Consider the following 21,660-nt stretch of genomic DNA (forward strand, 5'->3'; position numbering starts at 1 on the left):
GGCAGCCTTCGACGCATGGATGCGCATCCGGGCTCCGTGACCCCGCCGGTCCCGGTCCCGCGCGGCAGCACGCCGAGCGGGGACGGCGTCGTCGTCGGGACGGGACAGGTCGACGTGGATGTCTACATCGACTTCCAGTGCCCGTTCTGCAAGCAGTTCGAGCTGATGAGCAGGCCGACGCTGGACAGGCTGGTGGCCGAGCGAGCCATCCGCCTGATCTACCACCCGATGAACTTCCTGGATGCCGTCTCCGACACCGCGTACTCCACGCGTGCCGGCGCCGCCTCAGCGGCGGCCGCTGACGCCGGCCGGTTCGCGGAGTACACCCATACGCTGTTCGTCAACCAGCCGCCGGAGGGCGGCCCCGGCCTGTCCGACGGGCAGCTCGTCGAGCTGGGCCGGCTCGTCGGGATCACCGAGCCCACCTTCGCCGAGGCCATCCGCACCGGCCGATACCTGCCGTGGCCGCCGTACGTCACGGAGCGGGCCATCGCGCGCGGTGTCGCGGGCACGCCCAGCGTCTTCGCCAACGGCGTCCCGGTCGCGGCCCGCCCGGGTCCGATCCTCGCAGCCGTCGATGCCGTGCTGGCGTGAGTACCACGGGGAGTCGAGCATGCGGATGGCGATCATCGGTGCCGGGGACGGTCGGCCGCGGGCTGGCGCAGGCCGCCGTCGGGTGAAGCCATGAGGTGGTGATCACCGCCCGGCACCCCGAGCACGCGGCGAAGGTAGCGCTGGACGTCGGTGCGCGGCCGGCGGTGACCGCCGTCGAGGCGGTCGAGGGCGTCGAGATGGTGGTGCTCGCCGTTCCGGCACGGGCGATCGCGGATGTCACCGACGAGATCCGCCGCCACCTCGAGGGAGTGATCGTCGTCGACCCGACCAACCCGCTGGAACCCGACCTCTCGGGGGTCCTCGAAGCGCGGTTGTCGCTGGCGGAGGAGATCGCGATCCTGCTGCAGGAGTCCCACGCTCGTCGTGAAGGCGTTCAACACTGTGCTCGGCGACCGGCTGACCATCCCGGTGGTGAGCGGTGTCCGGCTGGACGGCTTCTACGCGGGCGCCGACCCGGGGGCCAGGGCGGTGGTGGCTGAGCTGGTGACGGCGATGGGCTTCCGCCCGCTGGACGTCGGCGGCCTGCGGGCAGCCCGCTCCCTCGAGCACCTGGCGTATCTGAACATCAGCCTCAACGCACGCAACGGCTGGTCGCGGTCCTCGGGCTGGAAGCTGCTCGGCGATACCGGCGAGGAGCCGCCGTCGGGCTGATCCACCCCTGCCGTTTTGGCGCATGCACCCACGCTGGCGCTGTTCTCCGACCTCGCCGACTTCGCGGGACCTGCCGTCGAGCCCGGTGACTACTCATGCGTCCCAGGGGGTGCAGGCTCGACCGGCGGCGCCGAGCAGCTCCGCTTGGAGTAGCTCGTGCCGGTCAGCCCGGTGGCGTCGCGACCTCGCGGACCTGGCGGCCGGCTGGCTCACCGCGAGTGACCGTCGTGGCGAGCGGGGCCGGAGTGCCCGTGCCCGCGAAGCGGCAAAGTTGATCGGAGCCAACTGTTCCGTCATGTACGGCTGGTTTCTGCTCAGCAGTGTTGTTTTATGAACGGGCGGCGTGATGCGGAGAACGGGCGATACACCCGAACACCGGAGCGCCGCGGCTGATCGCGAGAAGATCAGCGTTGTCGCCGAGCCGAGGTACGGCATCGCGACAGCGGCGCGGTCTCCGCCCGGCCGCCGCATGCTCCAGTCGTCTCGTCTAGCTTGCGCCACCTTCGGTGGTGCTCGCCCTGACGTTCTGCGGATCCTCGTCACGGGTGTGGAGCTCGATCCGCCGGGGCTTGGCCTTCTCGGAGACCGGGATGGTGAGGCACAGCTCGCCGCGGGCATAGTCCGCGCTCATCTTGTCCAAATCCAGGCTGTCGGCGAGGAACACCTGCCGGGCGAAGATCCCGTAGGGCCGTTCATCGACGAGCACCTCGTCGCCCTCCTGGCGGGCGGCACGCCGTTCCGCGCGGACCTTGACGATGTTGCGCTCAATGGTGATGTCGACGTCCTCGGGGTTGACCCCCGGCAGGTCGAAGTAGACGACGACTTGATCGCCCCTGCTGACGGCCGACATCGGAATGGGACGGGGCTCCTGCCTCTCCCGCATCATCTGCTGCGTCAGCCGGTCAGAACCCGCGAACGGATCGAACCTCAACAACGACATCCGTGTCCTCCTCCATTCAGCGCTCGCTCACCGCGGGCGAGTCGCTGCTACCGTCTGCCTGCACACCGATCATGACGAGATCGACACTCGCCGAGATCCGCCCACCGATGCCTCGCCGGGCCACCCGACAATGAGTGTTGCCGTTCCGCCGTTCGACCGCGCAGATACGATTGTTCAGACGGGGCGTTCCCCAAGCCTGGACCCGGGGGCGTGAGATGGGCCCCCACGGGCCGACCTGTCGGGACCACCGGCCCGGGCGGCCCCGTGCGCTCACCAGGTGTCGGCCGCCGCCCTCACCGACGAGGGGCGGCCTGGAGGCGCTGTTCAAGCGTCGGCGACAACTGCTCGAGGTGCCGCGCCAGCACCGGCACCTGGATCCAATGCGCTGGCGGCGCTCGTACGCGGCCTCGATCTGCGGCGCCGAGCACCGGGGACCGGGCGCCGCGGCCGAGGGGTTGATGTCAGGGCCGAGCGCAGTAGTTGCCCCTGCGCGGTCTCGGCCGACCCTTTCGCCCCATCGTCGCACGGGCAGCCTCACGTTCCGGGGCGCAGCCCGTTGACCACGATCGTCAGCAGCCGCCCGGCCTGCTCGGCCGGCTCGGGGCCGTTCTTCGACGCGATCGCGATCGCGTGGACGAGCTGCAGCAGATCGGTAATGGCGACGTCGAGCCATACGGCGCTGGACCTACCTGTACTGCGCTGAGCTGCACCGGGTTGTGCAGCGGATGTCAACGGCAGGCGACACGGATTCTCGGTTTTCGTGTCGGTGACATTTCGCAGGTTGTCGGTGACACAGGTCATCGCGTCACCGGAACCGTACTGGGGGGCAAGGGCTGCTCGCGGAGCCGCACGTCGACGAGTTGCCGGATCTCAGCCGCGGGTGGCATCTCGACGGCCTCCGGCATCTGGGGTTGCGGAGCTTAGTCACTCGGTGATTTGAGCCCGTGAGCGGACCAAACCCGTCGCTGAGTTGGCGAAAGACCTGCGTATTTCCGAGTCATGCCTGCGGAACTGGATGGCACAGGCCGAGGTCGACGAGTCCGGTAGCGCGACACAGCTGACGAGCAAGGAGAAGAAGGAGCTCGCCGAGCTCTGCCGGGACAAGCGTAGGGTCGAACTCGAGGTTGAGATCCTCAAGCGTGCCGCCGCCTACTTCGCCCGCGAGAATGTCCTCCCAAACTAGTATTCCCGCTGGTCCGTGAACTTGCCGACGACAATATCAATGTCGCGGTGACCTGCAGGGTGCTCAACGTGTCGAGATCGGGCTACTACGACTGGCTCGGCCGTCTCGATTCCCCGCGCATTCAGGAGAACGAGTTGCTACTAATACAGATTCGACAGATTCACATCGAGTCCCGCGGAACGTACGGCTCACCCCTGGTGCACGCAGAGTTAACCCTCGGCCACGGACTGCCGTCAACCTCAAGCGGTTCGCCCGACTGATGCGCCAGGCCGGCATCCAGGGTCTCTACCGGCGGCGACGCCACGGCTGCACTATCCGCGACCGCGGGACTGGGTGGCGAGCACGAACAAGCCGAGCACGCGCACCAGCAACAGGTAGAGACCACCCACGCCGCCGCTTCTGGCGCTTTGCCACGATCTTCGGCTCCCAAGTCGCCGTCCCCGTCTCGGGGCGCGTCGAACTCGACCGGGCCGACGTCGGTGAGCACCATCTTCTGGGGGCAACCTGTGGCGACCGGCCGCCTGCAGGTGGTCAGCGAACGTCGATCGCGGCCGTCAAAGTGGCGGCTATCTGGTCGCCGAGTTCCTCCGGGGTAGCCGGGCCCGACGGGCGGTACCACTTGTAGCACCAGTTGACCGCACCAAGGCACATGTTGACGTAGATCTTGGGTGGCACGTCGGGCAGTAGGCCCGGGTGCGCGGCGAGGTGCTCGGTGAGGGCGTCGGTGAAGAAGTCCTCGAACGCGCGCCTGCGCCGCAGCACCTCCTCGGCGAGCTCGGCGGGGAGCTCGTGCTCCTCCTCGAAGCAGACCTTCAGCAGCGCCTGGTTGCGGCATGTGTAGGCGACCCGGGACGCGATGAGGTCGCGGATCGCGTCGAGCGGCGAGGCGGCCGCGGCAACGGTCGCCCTGGCAGCGTCGAGGCTCTCGTCGAGCACGTCGGAGTAGAGCCGGACGAGCAGCTCCTCCTTGCTCCGGAAGTAGTGGTACAGCGTCGGCTTGGACAGGCCGACCGCGGCTGCGATCTCGTTCATCGAGGTGGCCCGGAAGCCCCGCCTGCTGAAGATCTCCGCCGAGGTGGAGAGCAGGCGCAGCCGTCGGTTGTCGGCGCGGCTCAACGTCGTGTCGGTCATGCCGCCCTCCGATCCGCGTCCCAACCGTATTCGTCCCGCACCCCAACCGTAGCCGCGGCGCGGGGGTTGACAGGCGGGACGGTCCGCAGCCTAAAGTTCGACCGCCCGGTCGGTCGACTTTTTCGGAGGTGTTGATGACCTGGGAGCTCGACGAGGAGCACCGTGACTTCCGCGCGACGTGTCGTGCGTTCACCGACCGGGAGGTCCGCCCGCTGGTCGAGGGCGCCGAGTCGGCCGGATCGTTCCCGGCAGAGCTGTGGAAGCGGCTCGGCGCGGCGGGCCTGCTCGGCCTCGTCACGCCTGCGGAGCACGACGGCGGCGACGGCGACGCACTCGCCGTGGCCCTGCTCGCGGAGGAGCTCTCCCGTGCCAGCGGCGGCATCGCGGTCACCGCACTGGTCAGCGCGTACATGGCGGGCCCGCACATCGTCCGCAGCGGCAGCCCGGAGCAGCAGCGGCGCTGGCTCGCCCCGCTCGCCGTGGGCGAGGCCGTCGCCGCGATCGCGGTGACCGAACCGGGCACCGGCTCCGACGTCGCCGGCATCACGAGCACGGCGCGCCGCACGGAGCACGGCTGGGTGCTCGACGGCCGCAAGATGTTCATCACCAACGCCGGGCTCGCCGACGTCCTGATCGTCGCGGCCCGCTCGGGCGGGCCCCGGCACGGGGGGATCACGCTCTTCCTCGTCGAACGCGGCACGCCCGGCCTGTCGTTCGGGCGGCCGCTGGCGAAGATGGGCTGGCACTCGTCCGACACGCGCGAGGTGGTGCTCGACGGCGTCGAGATCCCCGCAGACGCCGTGCTCGGTGCGGAGGGCCGCGGATTCCACCAGATCATGGAGGGCTTCCAGCTCGAACGGATCGCGCTGGCCGGTATGGGACTCGGGCACGCGGCCGAGTGCCTCGACCTGGCCAGGGCGTACGTCCGGGAGCGCGGCGCGTTCGGTGCCCCGCTGGCCAACCTGCAGACGATCCGGCACCGCATCGCCACCATGGAGATCGAGCTGGAGGCGGCGCGGCTCCTGACCTACCAGGCGGCGGCTCGCCTCGACGCCGGCCACCCCGAGGCAGCGGCGTCCGTGGCGCGGGCCAAGTACTTCGCGGCGGTCGCGGCCAACCGGGTCGTCGACGACGCCGTCCAGCTGTTCGGCGGCGCGGGCTTCGTCGAGGAGTCGGCGGTGGCCCGGCACTACCGTGACGCACGAATCCTGCGCATCGGCGGCGGCACCGACGAGATCCAGTTGGAGATCCTCACCCGCGGGATGGGCTCGTGACGGCGACGGTGCCCGGCGAGGTGGATGCCTCCCCGGGCCCGGAGGAGGTCACGGCGGCTCAGGAACGCGCCCGCCGTGGCGGCGACCCGGCCCGCTGGCCGGCGAAGCTCCCCGTGCGCGACCGGCTCGCGATCCTGTTCGACCCCGGCACGTTCGTCGAGGACGGGCTGCTCGCCACCGCCGCGGACGCGGGCCTGCCCGCCGACGGGGTGATCACCGGCGTCGGCCGGGTGGAGGGCAGGCCGGTTGCGGTGATCGCCCACGACTTCACGGTGAAGGCCGGGTCGTGGGGCGAGCTCACCTGCGAGAAGCAGATTCGGATCCTGGAGCGTGCCGACCGAGACCTGCTCCCGGTGGTCTACCTGGTCGACTCCGCGGGGGGTCGCCTCACCGACCAGATGGGGTTCTTCCCCGGCAGGCGCGGGGCGTCGGCGATCTTCAACCTGCAGGTCAAGCTGTCGGGCCGGGTGCCGCAGCTGTGCTGCCTGCATGGGCCCTCGGCGGCGGGCGGGGCGTACATGCCAGCGTTTTGCGACTGGGTCGGCATGGTCGCGGGCAACGCCTCGATGTACCTGGCGAGCCCGCGGGTTGCGGAGAAGGTGACGGGGGAGCGCACCACACTCGAGGAGATGGGCGGGGCGATGATGCACGCCACCGTCTCCGGCTGCGGCGACGAGGTGTTCGACTCCGACTGGGAGGCGGTCGCCGCCGCCCGTCTGCTGCTGTCCTACCTGCCCGATGATTTCCGCGTGCCGCCCGCCCGCCGCGAGCCGGCGGAGCCGGAGCAGGTGCTCGGCGACCTGGTGCCGACCGACCCCAACGTCTCCTACGACGTGCGGGACGTGGTCGACGGCATCGTCGACGCGGGCTCGTTCTTCGAGATCAAGGCGCGGTGGGCGCAGGAGATGGTGGTCGGTCTCGCCCGGCTGGACGGCCGCGTGGTCGGGATCGTCGCGAACCAGCCGAGCGTGCGCAGCGGGGCGATCTTCGTGGACTCGGCGGATAAGGCGGCCCGGTTCATCTCGCTCTGCGACGCCTTCAACATCCCGCTGGTCTTCCTGCAGGACGTGCCCGGCTTCATGGTCGGCGTCGACGTGGAACGGCAGGGGATCATCCGCCATGGCGCGAAGATGATCGCGGCGATGGCGTCGGCGGACGTCCCGAAGTACACCGTGGTGCTCCGCAAGGCCTACGCCGCCGGCTACTACGCGATGTGCGCGCCGGGGTTCGAACCGCGGGCGACGATCGCGCTGCCCACGGCGACGATCGGCCCGATGTCGGCGGAGGCGTCGGTCAACGCTGTCTACGCGAACAAGATCGCGGCCATCGCCGACGAGGACGAGCGCGCGGCCTTCGTCGCGGCACGCACCGCCGAGCAGCAGGCCGACATCAACCTGCTGCGGATGGGCAGCGACCTCGTCGTCGACGCGATCGTCGAGCCGCCGGCGCTGCGCACGGAACTGATCGCGCGTCTCGTCGACGCCGATCGGTGGACGCGGTCACCCGGCCGCCGCCACCACCTCGTGAGCCCCGTGTAAGTCCCACCCGCAGAGGAGGACGACGTTGTCCGGTACCGACAGTCTCGTTCAGCTGATCGACAGCCCCCTGCGGCTGCTCCCACCCGAGTGGACGGTCCCGGACCGCGTCACGGCTCTGAAAGCCGCCCGCGACCTTGGCGATCCCGACTCCTACTGGGAGTGGGTCGCCCGCCAGCAGCGCTGGTCCAGCCCGTGGCACACCGTGCGCACCGGCGACATCGAGGACTTCCGCTACTTCGAGGGCGGGCGCATCAATGTCGCGGACAACTGCGTGGACCGCTGGGCCGAGGACCCGGCGACCGCCGGCCGGGCCGCCGTCGTCTGGGAGGGCGAGCCGGGTGACACCCGCACCCTGACGTACGCCGAGCTCGCCGAGGAGGTCTCGCGGCTGGCCGCGGGGCTGCTCGCGCTCGGCGTGCAGAAGGGCGACGTCGTCGGCATCTACATGCCCAACCTGGTCGAGGCGTTCACCACGATCCACGCCTGCAACCGCATCGGCGCGATCTACACCGTGCTGTTCTCCGGCTTCGGCGAGGAGGCCGTGGCGTCCCGCCTGCAGGCCGCGCGCGCCTCGGTGGTGGTCGTGGCCGACGCGAGCTACCGGCGCGGCAAGCCGGTGCCGCTGCTGGCGACGTTGCGTGCCGCGCGCGGCCGGGCCCCGTCGGTCCGCGCGACCGTCGTCGTCGATCGCACCGGCGACGGCGCGCCGCTGCAGGAGGGCGAGCACGCCTACGCGAAGGTCCTGGAGGCGGGAAACGCGGGCACACCCGTCGTGCCGCTCGACCCGAACGAGCCGTCGTTCCTGATCTTCACCAGCGGCACCGAGTCGAAGCCCAAGGGGGTCGTGCACAGCGTCGGCGGGTTCCTGTTGGGGACCTGGGCCAACGCGCACTGGCAGGCGGGGTACGAACCCGGCGACGTCTACTGGGTGGCCGCTGACGTCGGCTGGCTGACCTTCCCGATCCAGGCCGTCGTCGGCGGGCTCGCCTGCGGCATGACGATCGCCTGCTTCGAGGGCGCGCTCGACACCCCGACGACCGCGCGGTTCTACGAGATCTGCGAACGCCACCGGGTCACGAAGGTGCTCGCCGCCCCGACCCTGGCCCGGATGCTGCGCAAGTTCGGCGACGACTTGGCCGCCGAACACCCGCTGCCCGCGCTGAAGCTCGTCACGATGCAGGGCGAGCCGCTCGACGGCGACACGTTCGAATGGACGACGACGACCTTCGGCGTCCCGGTGGTCAACGCCTACGGGCAGACCGAGACCGGGTCGACGTGGACCTATCCGGTCTACGGGGCGGAGGCGCTCAAGGCCGGTTCCGTCGGCACCGCCGTGCCCGGCCACACGTTCGAGGTCGTCGACGACGACGGTCAGCCGGTGCCGCCAGGCGTGAAGGGCAACCTGGTGCTCACCGCGCCCTTCCCGACGCTCGCCCGCACGGTGTGGGATGACCACGAGCGTTACCGCGCCACCTACTTCTCGCGGTTCGCCGGCCGTTACGCCACGCACGATGAGGCCGTGCTGGACGCCGACGGTCACCTCTGGGTGCTTGGGCGGGCCGACGACGTGATCAACGTGGCCGCGCACCGCATCTCCACCATGGAGATCGAGGCCGTCGTCACCGCGCACCCGGCCGTGGTCGAGGCGGCGGTCGTCGGCGTCCCGGACGACACGAAGGGAACGGTGCCGATCGCGTTCGTGACGCTGCGCGCGGACGCCGATCCCAGCTCGGTGCCGGGCGAGATCGGCCGGCACGTCGTCGCGGAGATGGGCGGCTACGCCCGGCTCGAGGCGGTCTACGTGACGTCGGCGATGCCCAAGACGCGCACCGGGAAGACCATGCGCAGGCTGCTGCGCGACCTCGTGGTGCACGGACAGCCGACCGGTGACATCAGCGCGATGGAGGACCCCGGCGCGCTCGACGTCGTCGCGGCCGTCGTGCGGGCCTGAGGGGCCGGGGTGCACCAGTACGAGCTGGAGGACCGGACGATCGGCCGGATCCTCGCCGACAAGGCCGCGACGGTGGGGGAGCGGCCGTTCCTGACCTTCCGCGGCGAGCGGTGGACCTACGCCGATGCGCACGCGGTCACGAACTCCTACGCCGAGGGGTTCCGCCGGGCGGGGATCGAGCGAGGTGACCACGTGGCGCTGATGCTGCCCAACCGCCCCGAGATGCTGTGGGCGATCTGGGGGCTCGGAAAGCTCGGAGCGGTCGCCGTGCCACTCAACACCGCGGCCAAGGGCGACCTGCTGGTCTACCTGCTCGACCAGTCCGACTCGGTGCTGCTCGTCGCGGAGGACGCCTACCGGGCGCGCGTCGACCCGGCCGTGGCGAAGGTGCCCGCGGTGCGCGAGGTGATCGGCCCCGATCGGCTCGCGGAGTTCGCCACCCTCCCCGCGCACGACCCGCCGGAGATGGCCGAGGTCGGGCACTCGGACCCGCACCTGATCATGTACACGTCCGGGACGACCGGCCCGTCCAAGGGTGTGGTGTGCCCGCACTCGCAGGGCCACGGGGTCGGGATGCGGATGGCGTCGCTGTCGGGCTACGGGCCCGAGGACGTGCTCTACACCTGCCTGCCGGTCTTCCACGCGAATGCGCTGTGGTTCACCGTCTACGCGGCGCTGTGGGCCGACGCATGCGTCGCGCTCTCACCGGGGTTCTCGGCGCGCCGGTTCTGGGACGAGGTCCGCGACTCTGGTGCCACGGTGTTCAACGCGCTGGGCGCGATGGCCAACATCATCTGGCAGCAGCCCCGGTCGCCGCGCGACCGCGAGCACCGGGTGCGTACGGCGATGATGGTGCCCAACTCGCGCGAGCTCGCCGCGGGGTGGTTCGAGCGCTACGGCATCGGCGTGACGTCGGTGTACGCGATGACGGAGAACAGCGCCGTCACCGTGTTCGGGCCGGACGACCCGCCCGAGAAGGCGTCGTCGGCGGGGCGAGTCCGCGACTACATGAGCGTCCAGATCGTCGACGACCACCGGCGCCCGCTGCCGCCGAGTGAGGTCGGCGAGATCTGCATCCGCCCGAACGAGCGCGGCGACATCATGCTCGGCTACTACGAGATGGCGGACGCGACCGTGGCCGCCACCTGCGACCTCTGGTTCCACACCGGCGACCGCGGCCACCTCGACACCGAGGGCTACCTCTACTTCGCCGACCGCAAGAAGGAGGCCATCCGCCGCCGCGGCGAGAACATCTCGGCGTTCGAGGTCGAGACCGTGCTGTGCCGCCACCCCGACGTCGTCGAGGCGGCCGCGGTGCCGGTGCCCTCCGAGCTGGGCGAAGACGACGTCATGGCCTACGTCGTGGCGGCGCCCGGCGCCGAGCTCGACTACGCCGAGCTGATCGGGTTCTGCGCCGAGCACATGGCGTACTACATGGTGCCGCGCTACCTCGACACGATCGACGAGCTGCCGAAGACGCCCAGCGAGAAGATCGAAAAGTACAAGCTCACGGTCGCGGCCCGCGAGCGGCTCGGGCAGCTGTGGGACCGCGAGAAGGCCGGCGTCACGGTGCGGCGCTCGTGACGGAGCGACGCGTGGGCGACGTGGTCGTCGACATCGAGGGCCCGGTGGCGCGCGCCTTGATCGACCGGCCCCGCGCGAAGAACGCGCTGAGCCCGGCGGTGCTCGACGGGCTGGACGCAGCGGTCGACGCCGCGACGGACGCGGGCTGCTCGGTGCTCGTGGTCAGCGGTGCGGGCGGGACGCTCTCGGCGGGCGCGGACCTGCCGCACCTGACGACGCTGCTCGGCGACGAGGTCGCGGTGACCGCCTATATCGCCTCGATCGGGGCAGTGCTCGACCGGATCGAGGCCGCCCCCTTCGTCTCGGTCGCGGTGGTCGGCGAGTACGCGCTCGCCGGCGGTTGCGAGATCCTTCTGGCCTGTGACCTCGCGGTGGTGGCCGAGGACGCCCGGATCGGCGACCGGCACCTGGAGTACGGGCTGCTGCCGGGGGCGGGCGGCTCGGTCCGCCTGCCGCGCGCCTTGCCGGCCGCCCAGGCACGGCGCCTGCTCTTCACCGCGGAGATGATCGACGGCGTCACCGCCGCCCGGTGGGGGCTCGCGAGCCACGCCGTGCCCGCCGCGGACCTCGGCGCGGCGGTCGACGCGCTCGTCGCCCGGCTGGCCCGCCACAGCGGCGATGCGCTCGCCCGGATGAAGCGGATGTACCGCGACTCGACCACCCTCCCGGCACCGCAGGCGCTGGCGGCGGAGCGGGCCGCGCTCGTCGAGCACCTGATGACTTCGCCCGCCGCGGCGGAGGGCCTCGCCGCGTTCCGGGCCGGCCGGGCGCCCGACTTCTCCACCGTCCACCCCCTGGAGGCGCGATGACGAGCACCGACGACGGACCCCGGGCGGTGTCCGGCCGCTGGTTCGAGGAGCTCGAGGTCGGCACCGTGGTGCAGCACGTCACCCGGCGCACGGTGACCGAGACCGACAACGTGCTTTTCACGACGATGACCATGAACCCGGCGCCCCTGCACCTCGACGCCGAGTACGCGGCCGGTACCGAGTTCGGGCGCCCCCTCGTGAACAGCATGTTCACGATCGCCCTGGTCGTGGGCCTCTCCGTGCCAGAGCTGACCCTCGGCACGATCGTCGCGCAGCTCGGGCTGACCGACGTGACGTTCCCCGCGCCCGTCTACCCCGGCGACACGGTCCGCGTCGAGACCGAGGTCGTCGAGGCCAGAGCGTCACGGTCCCGCGCCGACGCCGGGATCGTCGTGTTCGAGCACCGCGCCCACAACCAGCGCGGCGAGCTCGTCTGCCGCGCCCGGCGCACGGGACTGATGCACCGCAAGCCCACCGGATCAACGGGAGCGCAGTCATGACGTCAGCCCAGGACAGCACGGCCCGGGTGTCCGCACCTCCGATGCGCCGCGTGGCGGCCTCGGTGCTCATCGGCACCACGATCGAGTGGTACGACTTCATCCTGTACGGCTCGGCGGCTGCACTCGTTCTCGGTCCGCTGTTCTTCCCCGGCGACGACCCGGTGGCCTCGACCCTGCTCGCGTTCAGCACGTTCGCCGTCGGCTTCTTCGCCCGCCCGCTCGGCGGGATCGTGCTCGGCCACTTCGGCGACCGGGTGGGCCGCAAGCAGATGCTGGTGCTCTCCCTGTCCATGATGGGAATCGCCACGTTCCTCATGGGCCTGCTCCCGACCTACGACTCGATCGGCGTCGCCGCCCCGATCCTGCTGGTGCTGCTGCGCCTGGTGCAGGGCTTCGGCGTCGGCGGGGAGTGGGGCGGTGCCGTGCTGACCGCCGTCGAGCACGCCGGCCCGGGGCGGCGCGGGTTCTTCGGCAGCTTCCCGCAGGTCGGCGTTCCCGCCGGGCTGTTCCTCGCCACCACGGCGTTCGTCCTGGTCTCGCAGCTGCCTGAGGAAAGCTTCCTGTCCTGGGGCTGGCGGGTCCCGTTCCTGATCAGCATCGTGCTCGTCGCCGTCGGGATCTACATCCGCTTCTCCATCGGCGACACCCCGGTGTTCCAGGAGGTCAAGCGCAACCGGCGGGCGGCGCGGCTCCCGCTGCTCGAGGCCGTGCGCCGCTACCCGCGCCAGATCGTGCTGGCCACCGGATCGATGATCAGCACCGGCGCGTACTTCTACGTGGTCAACACCTACGCGCTGGCCTACGCCAAGTCCACGCAGGCGCAGAGCGGCAACGCGATGCTCGTGGCGGTGCTGGTCTCGGCGGTGGTGGCGGTCGTCGCGATGCCGTTGTTCGGGGCGCTCGCGCAGCGCAGGGGACGCCGGGTCATGATCATGGCTGGGCTGGGCGCGATGACCGTCTGGATCTTCCCGACCTTCGCGGCCGTCGACAGCGGCAACCCCGTGCTGCTCGTGCTCGCCTACGTCGTCGGCGCGATCGTCTTCGCGGTGTCCTACGGACCGCAGGCCACGTTCATCACCGAGCTGTTCGACGCGACGGTCCGGTTCAGCGCCTCGACGGTGTCCTTCCAGCTCGGCGTGCTGCTGGGCGGCGCGGTCGCCCCGCTGATCGCCACCGCGCTCGTCGCGGCCACGGGCACCTCGATGGCCGTCGCCGGCTACGTGGCCGTGCTGTCGCTGCTCTCGCTGGTGTGCGTGGCGCTGGTGTCGCAGCGGGACATCACTCGGGGCAGCGAGGATATGGACCGGGAGCGGGCGACGGCGTGATCACCGACTACCTGGACCGGATCTCCGTCGGCGACCGGCACACCAGCCGCGCCCGCACGATCACCGAGACCGACATCGTCACCTTCGCGATGTTCACCGGCGACTGGCACCCGATCCACACCGACGTCCAGTTCGCCGAGGCCGACCCCCGCTTCGGGCAGCGCATCGCGCACGGCGCGCTCGTCATCTCGGTGGCGCTGGGCCTGGTGGAGCTGCGGCCGGACGCGATGAAGGCGTTCTACGGGATCGACACGCTGCGTTTCGTGGGGCCGACCCACATCGGCGACACGCTGCACGTGGAGACCGAGGTGCTCGCAATCGACCCGCGCGGCTCCGACGCCGGCGTCGTGACCTCCCGGTTCGTCGTGCAGAACCAGCACGGCGCCGACCTCGTGGTCGCCACACTGAAGTGCCTCGTGGTGCGGGAAGGGGCGGCGTGAGCGACCGCATGATCCCGCCCCGCAGCCTGCTCTTCGTGCCCGGCGGCCGGCCGGAGATGCTCGCGAAGGTGGCGCGCTCGCGTCCGGACGCCGTGGTCGTCGACCTGGAGGACGCCGTCGCCCCGGACGCGAAGGATGGTGCGCGGGAGGCCGCCCTCGCCGCGCTCGGGGCGGCGCGTCCGGGGGCGGGGACGGTGCTGCTGAGGGTGAACCCGCCGGGCACGCCGTGGCACGACGCCGACCTCGACGCTGCGGCGAAGGCGTGTGCCGCCGGTGCCCTCGACGGGGTCGTCCTGCCCAAGTACGAGCGAGCCCCACAGCTGGATGCGCTGCGGGCGGCGCTGCCCGCCGGGGCCCGCGTGGTCGTCGGGTTGGAGAGCGCGCTCGGCGTGGCCGACGCCCGGACGCTCCTGGCCGAGCGGCCCGAAGCGGCGTACTTCGGGGCCGAGGACTACATCGCCGACCTCGGTGGCCGCCGCACCGCCGCGGGCACCGAGGTGCTGTACGCACGCAGCCGAGTGGTGCTGGCCGCGCACCTGTCCGGAGTGGCTGCGCTCGATCAGGCCGTCGTCGCGGTGCGGGACGCGGAAGCGTTCCGCGTGGACGCCGAGCAGGGCCGCGACCTCGGCTACCGCGGCAAGATCTGCCTGCACCCGATCCAGGTCGAGCTCGCCCACGCGGTGTTCACACCGCGGGCGGCCGAGGTGAAGCACGCTCGCGCGGTGCTGCGGGCGGCCGAGCAGGGCGTCGGGGTGGTCGACGGGCAGATGGTCGACGCCGTGCACGTCAGCCTCGCGCGGGGTGTGCTCGCGCGCGCGGTCGAGGAGGGTCCGTGCGAGTAGGCCTGATGCTGCCGCCGCAGTTCGACGCCGGCCGGGTCGTACCGCTCGCCCGGAGGGCCGAGGAGCTCGGTTACGACATCCTCGCCTGCGGCGAGCACGTGTTCTTCCACGGCCCCACACCCAACGCCTTCGTGGCGCTCGCGGCGGCGGCCGGCGCGACGAGCCGGATCCGGGTGCTGAGCGCAACGACCGTGCTGCCCGTCTACCCGGCGCCGCTGGCCGCGAAGATGGCCGCCACGCTCGACGGGGTCAGCGGCGGCCGCTTCGAGCTCGGCGTCGGCATCGGCGGCGAGTACCCGGCCGAGCTGCGGGCCTGCGGCGTCGACCCGGCCGAGCGTGGGGCGCGCACCGACGAGTCGCTCGAGCTGCTCGTGCGGCTCTTCGCCGGGGAGCGCGTGCACCACGACGGCCGCTTCTGGCAGGTCGACGGGCAGCGGCTCGACCCGCTCCCCGTGCAGCGCCCGCGCCCGCCCATCTGGGTAGGGGGCAGGCGCCCGCCCGCGATGCGCCGCGCCGCCCGGTTCGGCGACGTCTGGATGCCCTACATGGTCGCGCCCGAGCAGCTCGCGGCAGGACTCGACCAGGTGCGGGCCGGGGCGCAGGCCCACGGCCGGCCCCCCGACGCCGTGCGCGGTGCGCTGTTCTGCTGGGCGGGCGTCGGCGTCGACGGCCGTCGCGCGCACCGAACGGCGCTGGACGTCCTCGGCCGGATCTACCAGCAGGACTTCGCCGCGCTCGCCGAGCGCTACGTGCCGACCGGCACGCCCGCGCAGGTCGCCGCCCGCATCGGCGAGTACGCCGCGGCGGGCGCCGAGACCGTGGTCTTCGCACCCGCATGCCCCGACGACGAGGTCGAACGCGCCGCGGAGATGTTCATCCACGAGGTCGCGCCCGCTCTGGCCGCGGCGTGACGACGAAAAGGAAGAAGCCGCCGGTGCTGTCCGACGAACCGAGGAACCCGCTGCGGAAGGTGCTGGTCGCGAACCGGGGCGAGATCGCCGTCCGGGTGGTGCGCGCCGCCCGCGACGCCGGCATGCGGAGCGTGGCGATCCACGCCGAGCCCGACCGCGGCGCCCTGCACACGAGGCTGGCCGACGAGGTGGTCGCCCTGGACGGCGCGGACGCCGCCTCGACGTACCTGAACACGGGTGCCGTCGTCGCGGCCGCCCTGGCCTCGCGGGCCGACGCCGTGCACCCCGGCTACGGGTTCCTGTCGGAGAACGCCGACTTCGCGCAGGCGGTGCTGGACGCCGGGCTGGTGTGGGTCGGGCCGTCGCCGCGGACGATTCGCGAGCTGGGTGACAAGGTGACTGCACGCCGGATCGCCCGCGCGGTCGGGGCGCCGCTGGCCGCCGGCACCGAGGACCCCGTCGGAGACGTCGCCGAGATCGAGGAGTTCGCCCGCACGCACGGCCTGCCGCTCGTGATCAAGGCCGCGTACGGCGGCGGTGGGCGCGGGCTGAAGGTCGTGCGCGACGCGGCCGCGATCCCCGAGCTGTTCGCGTCGGCCACCCGGGAGGCGACGGCCGCGTTCGGCCGCGGCGAGTGCTTCGTCGAGCGGTTCCTCGACCGCGCCCGGCACGTCGAGGCGCAGGTGCTCGCCGACGAGTACGGCGCGGTCGTGGTCGTCGGCACGCGTGATTGTTCGCTGCAGCGGCGCAACCAGAAGCTCGTGGAGGAGGCCCCGGCCCCGTTCCTGACCGACCGGCAGCGGCAGGTGATCCACGAGTCGGCCAAGGAGATATGCCGCGCCGCCGGCTACATCGGCGCGGGCACCGTGGAATACCTCGTCGGCGACGACGGCCAGATCTCGTTCCTGGAGGTCAACACCCGGCTCCAGGTCGAGCACCCGGTCACGGAGGAGACTACGGGGGTCGACCTCGTCGCCGAGCAGTTCCGCATCGCGGCTGGTGCGAAGCTGATGAGCGACGCCGACCCGGTGGCCATGGGGCACGCCGTGGAGTTCCGCCTCACGAGCGAGGACGCCGGGCGCGGGTTTCAGCCCGTCCCCGGCACCGTCACCGCGTTCGGGATGCCGTCGGGGCCGGGGATCAGGCTCGACTCGGGCGTCGAGGCGGGCGATCCGGTGGACGGCAGGTTCGATTCGATGTTCGCCAAGCTCGTCGTGCGCGGCACCGACCGCGACGACACGCTGCGGCGCGCGCGGCGGGCGCTCGCCGAGGCCCGCGTCGAGGGTGTGCCGACGCCGCTGCCGTTCTACCGGCAGGTGGTCGAGCACCCGGACTACGTGGGCGACGGCCGCGGCTTCCGTGTGCACAACCGCTGGATCGAGAACGACTTCGACGGCCACATCGACCCCTGGGCGGACCTGACAGCGCACCGGGACCCGAACGAGCTCGGCGTGCAGGTCGGCCGGCGGGTGCTACCGGTGCGAGTCCCGGGGCTCGCGGCACTCGGCGAGCTGGCGGCCTCCGTCCGCGAGCAGGCGGCCGCGCTGCGCAGCGACGCGGGGCCCACGATTGCGGGCGACGCCGTCACCGCGCCGATGCAGGGGACGATCGTGCAGGTCGCCGTCGAGGACGGGGCGTACGTCGAGGAGGGCGACCTGATCGCCGTGCTCGAGGCGATGAAGATGGAGAACCGGGTGATCGCCCACCACGCTGGCGTCGTGACCGGGCTCGCCGTCGCGCCGGGCGACTCCGTCGGCTATCGCACCGTTCTCTGCGAGGTGGTCGACGCGAGCTGACGGAGCCGGTCGCGGCTGACATCAGGTGGTCGGGTGGGCGATCGGGCACTGCTCGACACGATGGTCGCCGTACAGCAGCCGATCGTCGCGGCGGTGCACGGCTACGCGCTCGGACTCGGCGCCACGATCGCGCTGTTCAGCGAGGTCGTGATCGCCGAGGACGCCGCGTTCGCCGACACACACGTCAACGTCGGCTCGACAACCATATGCCAGTTCGCAGGTGTCCGACGATGTCCCTTTCATTGACGATCGGCGGGGAGACCGCGGATCGATGTTCAGGAGGCGTGGTCAGAACCACGCTTTTCGACCACCGACCGGGCGGCCGACCTGGCCGAGGATGAGGAAGACGACGCCGACGATCAGCACGATCCCGCCCACTGTGTAGAGCAAGCTCAAGCCGGTCAGATAGCCGATGATGAGGAGGATCAGACCGAGAACAATCACGTTGATGACTCCTAGGTGCGACGGTGGTTTCCCGCGGACTGGCGGGCTGCCGATGATTCAATCGATCGGAGTTCTCGCTGGCCGCAGTAAGTGCTAGCGGCGAAGGCGTCTCCGATGTGACGCGCGGACTTTTCTTCCTGAAATCTGGTGTCGGATGTCAACGGCTTCGGTCAGACCGAGAGCAGTCGGTCGAAGAAGCTGCGGTAGCGGCCCAGAGCGAGCCGAAGGTCCTCGGTAGATGTCTGATCGGCATCCAGACCCTGCTCTATGTCGTGGCGCTGGCTTCGGAACAGCTCCTGCAACTCGTCGAGCAGTTCGCTCACGAGTTGGTCGGCTGCGGCGACGGCCTGCCGTGGCTCATCGACGAAGCCGCCCTTCACATCGTTCCAGCGCGCGGTGTACGCAGCGGACCGCTGCTGGGGGACGAGGGGCTTGCGGGTGTCGGTTCCGGTGTCGCCGGCGGTCGGTTCGGGATTGGGGTGGGCCTCGGTCGCGCGGCTGCTCTGCTGGCCGGTGTCGGTGCGGTCCGGCTCGTCGTAGCCGGCGCGAGTGGAGGTGGATGCCGGGTCGAGGTCGGTGTCGGTGTGGTGGCCGGGTGTCGTCATGTCGTGTGCTCCTCGGTGGGCCGGCTGTTGCCGGCTCGCTGGTCGGTGTCGTTGCGGGATGCCCGGTCCGGGCCGTTCGTCGAGGTCCCCTCGGGCCGGTGCGTCGGCTTCGGGCCGAGCAGCGCGTCGATCAACGCGCGGTATGACGTGAGGGCGTGACGCTGTCGTTCGGTGTCCACCGAACCGTCGGCCGTGGCGTCGTGAACGGTCCGCGCCTCGCGATAGTGGCGCACGACATCGGAATGGTCGACGGAGATGTCCTCGGCGCGTCGGTCGAAGTCCTCGACCGGGTAACCACGAACGCGCATCACCTCGATGACGAGCCCGTCAGCGTCGCGCAGCGCCCGCTTCGGGTCGTCGACGAAGCCACTTTGGACCGAGTTCCAGGATTCCTGGAACCGCTCATGCTCCTGTGGGCGCAGATCGCGGATCTCCAGCTTGTTGTGCCGATGCTGACGTTCCCGCAGGTCGGTCTCGGCGGATTTGCGGTCGCCCGCCTCGGCGACGCTGCGTTCGTACTCCGGCCCGAACTGCTCCTTCAGACGCTCCGAGCGCTTGCGCCGGGTCAGAGCGACGCCGGACGCGACAACTGCGGCGAGCAGCACTACGACGACAATGATCAGGACGAGAACGGTGGTGTCCACAGTAGTACTCCTCACAGATGGATCACTCGGTTAATCCACATGGGACGTGTTCCCGGTCCCCGTGGGTGGCAAACTTCGAAAGATCGACGCTTTGCCGCAGCCGGGGCCGTTACCAGGGATTGGAGTGGGCGCGGCCTACGCAACGACACTGGGGTCGACGACGAGCGCGGCGCCGAGGCGAGGTCCGAGCGGCAGCGGTCCGAGGCCGATTGACGGCTGTCCGGCACGGGTAGTCGACGCCACATGAGGACGGCAAGCTGAGCGCGACGGCCCGGCGCACCATCGAGGTGCTGCTCGACCGCGCGGGACGCACGGACGCCGAGGACGCGGGCATTCGGCTCGCCGACCCCCCGGCGCCCCTGTACCGGCCGCTCGTGCTGTCCGGTCCTGCTCTGGACCCGGATCTCGGCTGACGTCGCCGTCGTCGCCGCGGCCGAGCTTTGCGCAGCGGGATGGGGACGCCGCGGCGGATGCGGGAGGCGTCCTGGCAGGAGCGGGTCGACGCCCTCGGCCGGGCGCGCTACAAGCGGTACGACGAGAGCACGGCCACCGCGTTGGGCGACGGTGCCGAGCTGGTCGGGCGCGAGTACGGCGACGACCTGCGCCGGCTGCGGGACCGCGCCGGCGGCGACCCGGCCCAGGTCCGCGCACTGCTGACGCGGTTCCCGCGACTGGGCCCGGTCGGCGCGGAGATCTTCTGCCGGGAGGCCCAGGCGGTGTAGCCCGAGCTGCGTCCTGCAGTCGACGGCAAGGCGCTCGACGGCGCCCGCCGGCTGGACCTACCCGCCGACGCGGACGAGCTGGCCGCCGCGGTGCGACCGGAGCAGCTCGCGCCGTTGGCGGCGGCGCTGGTCAGGGGAGCCGATCCCGCGGATCCCGCCATGGTTCGGCTACGACGAGCGGTGATCCGAGCTGTTCGAGGCGATCACCGAGCTGCCCACCTACTACCTGACCGGTGTCGAGCGTGGGCTGACCGAACGCCATGCCCCGGAGATGTCCGAGCTCGTCGACTGCGGCCGGATCGCGGAGCTCGGCAGCGGCAGTGCGAAGAAGACCCGTCTGCTGCTCGCGGCCTGCGCGGCGCGACGGGGCACGACATACCTCCCGATCGACGTCTGCCGCACGATGCTGGAGACCAGCGGGGCCGCGTTGACGGCCATGCTGCCGAGCCTGGGCGTCACGGGAATCCGGGGCCGCTACGAGGCAGGGCTGGCCTGGCTGCACGCGAGCGCCGAGCCCGTCGTGGTCGCCTACGGATCTGGCGCTCCCCGTCCCGCATTCGCGTCGGTAACCGCTGCGCGACGGTTCTCGGGCCGACACCACCTGGCCGCCAGGCGGTCGACCCACGAGGGCGGTGATCAGTGCGCGGTCTGCCGACGACATTCGCGCCCGGGGGTTGTGGCGGCGCAAAACGGCGAGTTGGCGGCGCAGCATTAGGTCGCTGGCGGCGCCGTTGCACGCCATCGGTGTTTGCGACGCTCGGCTGCGGGCACGCCGTCACTTGTTGCGGTTCGTGCCCGACCCACCAAGGAGTGAGATGCCCGAGGAGACCCCGCCCCCGCAGCAGCAGACCCCACCCGGCGAGACCGGCGCGATGGCGCCCGAACCCCGCGACGAGATGCGCGGCTGGACCGGCCGCGACCTGCTTGCGGGCAAGGTCGCGCTCGTGACCGGCGGCGACTCGGGCATCGGACGCGCCGTCTGCACGGCCTTCGCCAAGGAGGGCGCCGACGTCGCCCTGGCCTACCTGGACGAGGATGCCGACGCCGCGCACACTGCGAAGCTCGTCGAGGCCGAGGGCAGGCGGTCCCTGCTGCTGCGCGGTGACCTCGCCGACGCCGCTCACTGCGCCAAGATCGTCGAGCGCACGGTTGGCGAGCTGGGCCGCCTCGACGTGCTGGTCAACAACGTGGCCACGCAGACGCCCGTCGGATCTCCCGAGGAGATCAGCGACGAGCAGTGGATCCACACGTTCGACATCAACATCCACAGCTACTTCCGGGTGACGAAGGCCGCTCTGCCCCACCTGGGCGAGGGCAGCGCGATCATCAATACCAGCTCGGTGAACGGCCTGCGCGGCAACGCGAGCCTGATCGACTATTCGGCAACGAAGGGCGCGATCAACGCGCTGACCTACTCGCTGGCTCAGGCGCTGGTCGAGCGCGGTATCCGCGTCAACTGCGTCGCCCCCGGGCCGGTGTGGACGCCGCTGATCCCGGCGACCATGCCCGAGGGGAAGGTCGAGTCGTTCGGGAAGCAGGTGCCCATGGGCCGCGCAGCTGATCCCGACGAGATTGCACCCTCCTTCGTCTTCTTCGCGGCGGGGCAGCTCTCGAGCTACTACACGGGCGAGGTGCTCGCCCCGATCGGCGGGGAGACGATGCCCGGCTGAGGTGCGGCTCCACGTGGGTAGGTGGGGACATGGGCGAGATTCCCGAGGGTTGGTCCGGGTCGATCCGGCATTGCCCGGCTGCTCC

General features: G+C 71.2%; 26 protein-coding genes. 20 read left to right on the plus strand and 6 right to left on the minus strand.

The features are described from left to right. The first annotated feature begins 15 nt into the window (after positions 1–15). The 3 genes from ABD143_RS18460 to ABD143_RS18470 all read left to right on the plus strand — a co-directional run bounded on the left by ABD143_RS18460 (position 16) and on the right by ABD143_RS18470 (position 1,266). Complete coding sequence (locus ABD143_RS18460; RefSeq protein WP_343979531.1) at positions 16–594, plus strand: DsbA family protein; 579 nt, start codon at positions 16–18, stop codon at positions 592–594. 98 nt (positions 595–692) lie between these two features. After that, complete coding sequence (locus ABD143_RS38245) at positions 693–1,094, plus strand: NAD(P)-binding domain-containing protein (protein WP_379659872.1); 402 nt, start codon at positions 693–695, stop codon at positions 1,092–1,094. Continuing rightward, a complete protein-coding gene (locus tag ABD143_RS18470; protein WP_343979537.1) occupies positions 979–1,266 on the plus strand; it encodes an NAD(P)-binding domain-containing protein in 288 nt (95 codons plus the stop codon). Before ABD143_RS38245 ends, ABD143_RS18470 begins: the two co-directional genes overlap by 116 nt. Before the next feature lie 487 nt (positions 1,267–1,753). Here the strand turns inward: ABD143_RS18470 and ABD143_RS18475 are convergent, their stop codons facing one another. Together ABD143_RS18475 and ABD143_RS18480 are read right to left on the minus strand one after the other, a co-directional pair. Next, positions 1,754–2,206, minus strand: a complete 453-nt coding sequence (locus ABD143_RS18475; protein ID WP_343979540.1) for an Hsp20/alpha crystallin family protein — start codon at positions 2,204–2,206, stop codon at positions 1,754–1,756. 534 nt (positions 2,207–2,740) lie between these two features. Beyond that, a complete protein-coding gene (locus ABD143_RS18480; protein ID WP_343979543.1) occupies positions 2,741–3,007 on the minus strand; it encodes an SbtR family transcriptional regulator in 267 nt (88 codons plus the stop codon). A gap of 214 nt (positions 3,008–3,221) precedes the next feature. Between ABD143_RS18480 and ABD143_RS18485 the strand changes: the two genes are divergently transcribed. Then, the gene (locus ABD143_RS18485) at positions 3,222–3,389 is read left to right on the plus strand and encodes a hypothetical protein (RefSeq protein WP_343979546.1); all 168 of its coding nucleotides are present in this window, start codon (positions 3,222–3,224) and stop codon (positions 3,387–3,389) included. A 531-nt stretch (positions 3,390–3,920) separates the two neighbouring features. Here ABD143_RS18485 and ABD143_RS18490 read toward each other — a convergent pair. Beyond that, positions 3,921–4,520, minus strand: coding sequence for a TetR/AcrR family transcriptional regulator (locus ABD143_RS18490; protein ID WP_343979549.1), 600 nt, complete (start codon positions 4,518–4,520; stop codon positions 3,921–3,923). Between the two features lie 134 nt (positions 4,521–4,654). Between ABD143_RS18490 and ABD143_RS18495 the strand changes: the two genes are divergently transcribed. From ABD143_RS18495 to ABD143_RS18550, 12 genes are read left to right on the plus strand one after another with little or no spacing between them, the layout of a single operon-like run. Further along, entirely contained in the window at positions 4,655–5,794 is a 1,140-nt protein-coding gene (locus ABD143_RS18495; RefSeq protein ID WP_343979551.1) for an acyl-CoA dehydrogenase family protein, read from the plus strand. Further along, positions 5,791–7,332, plus strand: coding sequence for an acyl-CoA carboxylase subunit beta (locus ABD143_RS18500; protein WP_343979554.1), 1,542 nt, complete (start codon positions 5,791–5,793; stop codon positions 7,330–7,332). Before ABD143_RS18495 ends, ABD143_RS18500 begins: the two co-directional genes overlap by 4 nt. 25 nt (positions 7,333–7,357) lie before the next feature. Continuing rightward, on the plus strand, positions 7,358–9,283 hold the full coding sequence (locus ABD143_RS18505; RefSeq protein WP_343979556.1) for an AMP-binding protein: 1,926 nt from the start codon (positions 7,358–7,360) through the stop codon (positions 9,281–9,283). Positions 9,284–9,292: 9 nt separating this feature from the next. Then, positions 9,293–10,867: an AMP-binding protein gene (locus ABD143_RS18510; protein ID WP_343979558.1), complete on the plus strand. Its 1,575-nt coding sequence runs from the start codon at positions 9,293–9,295 to the stop codon at positions 10,865–10,867. Then, the gene (locus ABD143_RS18515; RefSeq protein WP_343979561.1) at positions 10,864–11,676 is read left to right on the plus strand and encodes an enoyl-CoA hydratase/isomerase family protein; all 813 of its coding nucleotides are present in this window, start codon (positions 10,864–10,866) and stop codon (positions 11,674–11,676) included. Before ABD143_RS18510 ends, ABD143_RS18515 begins: the two co-directional genes overlap by 4 nt. Continuing rightward, positions 11,673–12,176, plus strand: a complete 504-nt coding sequence (locus ABD143_RS18520; RefSeq protein ID WP_343979564.1) for a MaoC family dehydratase — start codon at positions 11,673–11,675, stop codon at positions 12,174–12,176. Before ABD143_RS18515 ends, ABD143_RS18520 begins: the two co-directional genes overlap by 4 nt. Continuing rightward, entirely contained in the window at positions 12,173–13,501 is a 1,329-nt protein-coding gene (locus ABD143_RS18525) for an MFS transporter (RefSeq protein ID WP_343979567.1), read from the plus strand. The genes ABD143_RS18520 and ABD143_RS18525 overlap by 4 nt, the downstream gene beginning before the upstream one ends. Beyond that, positions 13,498–13,941 carry a MaoC/PaaZ C-terminal domain-containing protein gene (locus ABD143_RS18530; protein WP_343979570.1) on the plus strand — a complete coding sequence of 148 codons (444 nt, stop codon included), beginning with the start codon at positions 13,498–13,500 and terminating at the stop codon, positions 13,939–13,941. The genes ABD143_RS18525 and ABD143_RS18530 overlap by 4 nt, the downstream gene beginning before the upstream one ends. Beyond that, positions 13,938–14,783 carry an HpcH/HpaI aldolase/citrate lyase family protein gene (locus ABD143_RS18535; protein WP_343979573.1) on the plus strand — a complete coding sequence of 282 codons (846 nt, stop codon included), beginning with the start codon at positions 13,938–13,940 and terminating at the stop codon, positions 14,781–14,783. The genes ABD143_RS18530 and ABD143_RS18535 overlap by 4 nt, the downstream gene beginning before the upstream one ends. Further along, the gene (locus tag ABD143_RS18540; protein WP_343979576.1) at positions 14,774–15,694 is read left to right on the plus strand and encodes an LLM class flavin-dependent oxidoreductase; all 921 of its coding nucleotides are present in this window, start codon (positions 14,774–14,776) and stop codon (positions 15,692–15,694) included. The genes ABD143_RS18535 and ABD143_RS18540 overlap by 10 nt, the downstream gene beginning before the upstream one ends. Then, complete coding sequence (locus ABD143_RS18545; protein ID WP_343979579.1) at positions 15,691–17,490, plus strand: acetyl/propionyl/methylcrotonyl-CoA carboxylase subunit alpha; 1,800 nt, start codon at positions 15,691–15,693, stop codon at positions 17,488–17,490. The genes ABD143_RS18540 and ABD143_RS18545 overlap by 4 nt, the downstream gene beginning before the upstream one ends. 33 nt (positions 17,491–17,523) lie before the next feature. Next, positions 17,524–17,736, plus strand: a complete 213-nt coding sequence (locus ABD143_RS18550) for an enoyl-CoA hydratase-related protein (protein WP_343979582.1) — start codon at positions 17,524–17,526, stop codon at positions 17,734–17,736. Between the two features lie 42 nt (positions 17,737–17,778). Here ABD143_RS18550 and ABD143_RS18555 read toward each other — a convergent pair whose 3' ends face one another. The 3 genes from ABD143_RS18555 to ABD143_RS18565 form a co-directional block, all read right to left on the minus strand. Beyond that, the gene (locus tag ABD143_RS18555; protein WP_343979584.1) at positions 17,779–17,934 is read right to left on the minus strand and encodes a hypothetical protein; all 156 of its coding nucleotides are present in this window, start codon (positions 17,932–17,934) and stop codon (positions 17,779–17,781) included. A gap of 170 nt (positions 17,935–18,104) precedes the next feature. After that, entirely contained in the window at positions 18,105–18,539 is a 435-nt protein-coding gene (locus tag ABD143_RS18560; protein ID WP_343979586.1) for a hypothetical protein, read from the minus strand. Further along, positions 18,536–19,144 carry a hypothetical protein gene (locus ABD143_RS18565; protein WP_343979589.1) on the minus strand — a complete coding sequence of 203 codons (609 nt, stop codon included), beginning with the start codon at positions 19,142–19,144 and terminating at the stop codon, positions 18,536–18,538. The genes ABD143_RS18560 and ABD143_RS18565 overlap by 4 nt, the downstream gene beginning before the upstream one ends. 326 nt (positions 19,145–19,470) lie before the next feature. Here ABD143_RS18565 and ABD143_RS18570 point away from each other — a divergent pair, with 326 nt between their 5' ends. The 4 genes from ABD143_RS18570 to ABD143_RS18585 all read left to right on the plus strand — a co-directional run bounded on the left by ABD143_RS18570 (position 19,471) and on the right by ABD143_RS18585 (position 21,575). Then, positions 19,471–19,596, plus strand: coding sequence for a hypothetical protein (locus tag ABD143_RS18570; RefSeq protein ID WP_343979591.1), 126 nt, complete (start codon positions 19,471–19,473; stop codon positions 19,594–19,596). A gap of 39 nt (positions 19,597–19,635) precedes the next feature. Continuing rightward, positions 19,636–19,905: a hypothetical protein gene (locus ABD143_RS18575; RefSeq protein ID WP_343979593.1), complete on the plus strand. Its 270-nt coding sequence runs from the start codon at positions 19,636–19,638 to the stop codon at positions 19,903–19,905. Between the two features lie 226 nt (positions 19,906–20,131). Continuing rightward, positions 20,132–20,620 (plus strand): L-histidine N(alpha)-methyltransferase, encoded by a 489-nt coding sequence (locus ABD143_RS18580; protein ID WP_379659873.1) that lies wholly within the window; start codon positions 20,132–20,134, stop codon positions 20,618–20,620. Positions 20,621–20,720: 100 nt separating this feature from the next. Further along, complete coding sequence (locus ABD143_RS18585) at positions 20,721–21,575, plus strand: SDR family oxidoreductase (RefSeq protein WP_343979595.1); 855 nt, start codon at positions 20,721–20,723, stop codon at positions 21,573–21,575. Positions 21,576–21,660: the final 85 nt, after the last annotated feature.

The sequence above is a fragment of the Pseudonocardia aurantiaca genome (assembly GCF_039526725.1).
GTDB lineage: Bacteria > Actinomycetota > Actinomycetes > Mycobacteriales > Pseudonocardiaceae > Pseudonocardia > Pseudonocardia aurantiaca.

What these genes read in the sequence shown, in the direction of transcription:
- ABD143_RS18460 (WP_343979531.1), top strand. Translation starts at nt 16, where the DNA reads ATGGATGCGCATCCGGGCTCCGTGACCCCGCCGGTCCCGGTCCCGCGC.
- ABD143_RS18475 (WP_343979540.1), bottom strand. Translation starts at nt 2,206, where the DNA reads ATGTCGTTGTTGAGGTTCGATCCGTTCGCGGGTTCTGACCGGCTGACG.
- ABD143_RS18480 (WP_343979543.1), bottom strand. Translation starts at nt 3,007, where the DNA reads ATGACCTGTGTCACCGACAACCTGCGAAATGTCACCGACACGAAAACC.
- ABD143_RS18485 (WP_343979546.1), top strand. Translation starts at nt 3,222, where the DNA reads ATGGCACAGGCCGAGGTCGACGAGTCCGGTAGCGCGACACAGCTGACG.
- ABD143_RS18490 (WP_343979549.1), bottom strand. Translation starts at nt 4,520, where the DNA reads ATGACCGACACGACGTTGAGCCGCGCCGACAACCGACGGCTGCGCCTG.
- ABD143_RS18495 (WP_343979551.1), top strand. Translation starts at nt 4,655, where the DNA reads ATGACCTGGGAGCTCGACGAGGAGCACCGTGACTTCCGCGCGACGTGT.
- ABD143_RS18520 (WP_343979564.1), top strand. Translation starts at nt 11,673, where the DNA reads ATGACGAGCACCGACGACGGACCCCGGGCGGTGTCCGGCCGCTGGTTC.
- ABD143_RS18525 (WP_343979567.1), top strand. Translation starts at nt 12,173, where the DNA reads ATGACGTCAGCCCAGGACAGCACGGCCCGGGTGTCCGCACCTCCGATG.
- ABD143_RS18560 (WP_343979586.1), bottom strand. Translation starts at nt 18,539, where the DNA reads ATGACGACACCCGGCCACCACACCGACACCGACCTCGACCCGGCATCC.
- ABD143_RS18575 (WP_343979593.1), top strand. Translation starts at nt 19,636, where the DNA reads ATGGGGACGCCGCGGCGGATGCGGGAGGCGTCCTGGCAGGAGCGGGTC.
- ABD143_RS18585 (WP_343979595.1), top strand. Translation starts at nt 20,721, where the DNA reads ATGCCCGAGGAGACCCCGCCCCCGCAGCAGCAGACCCCACCCGGCGAG.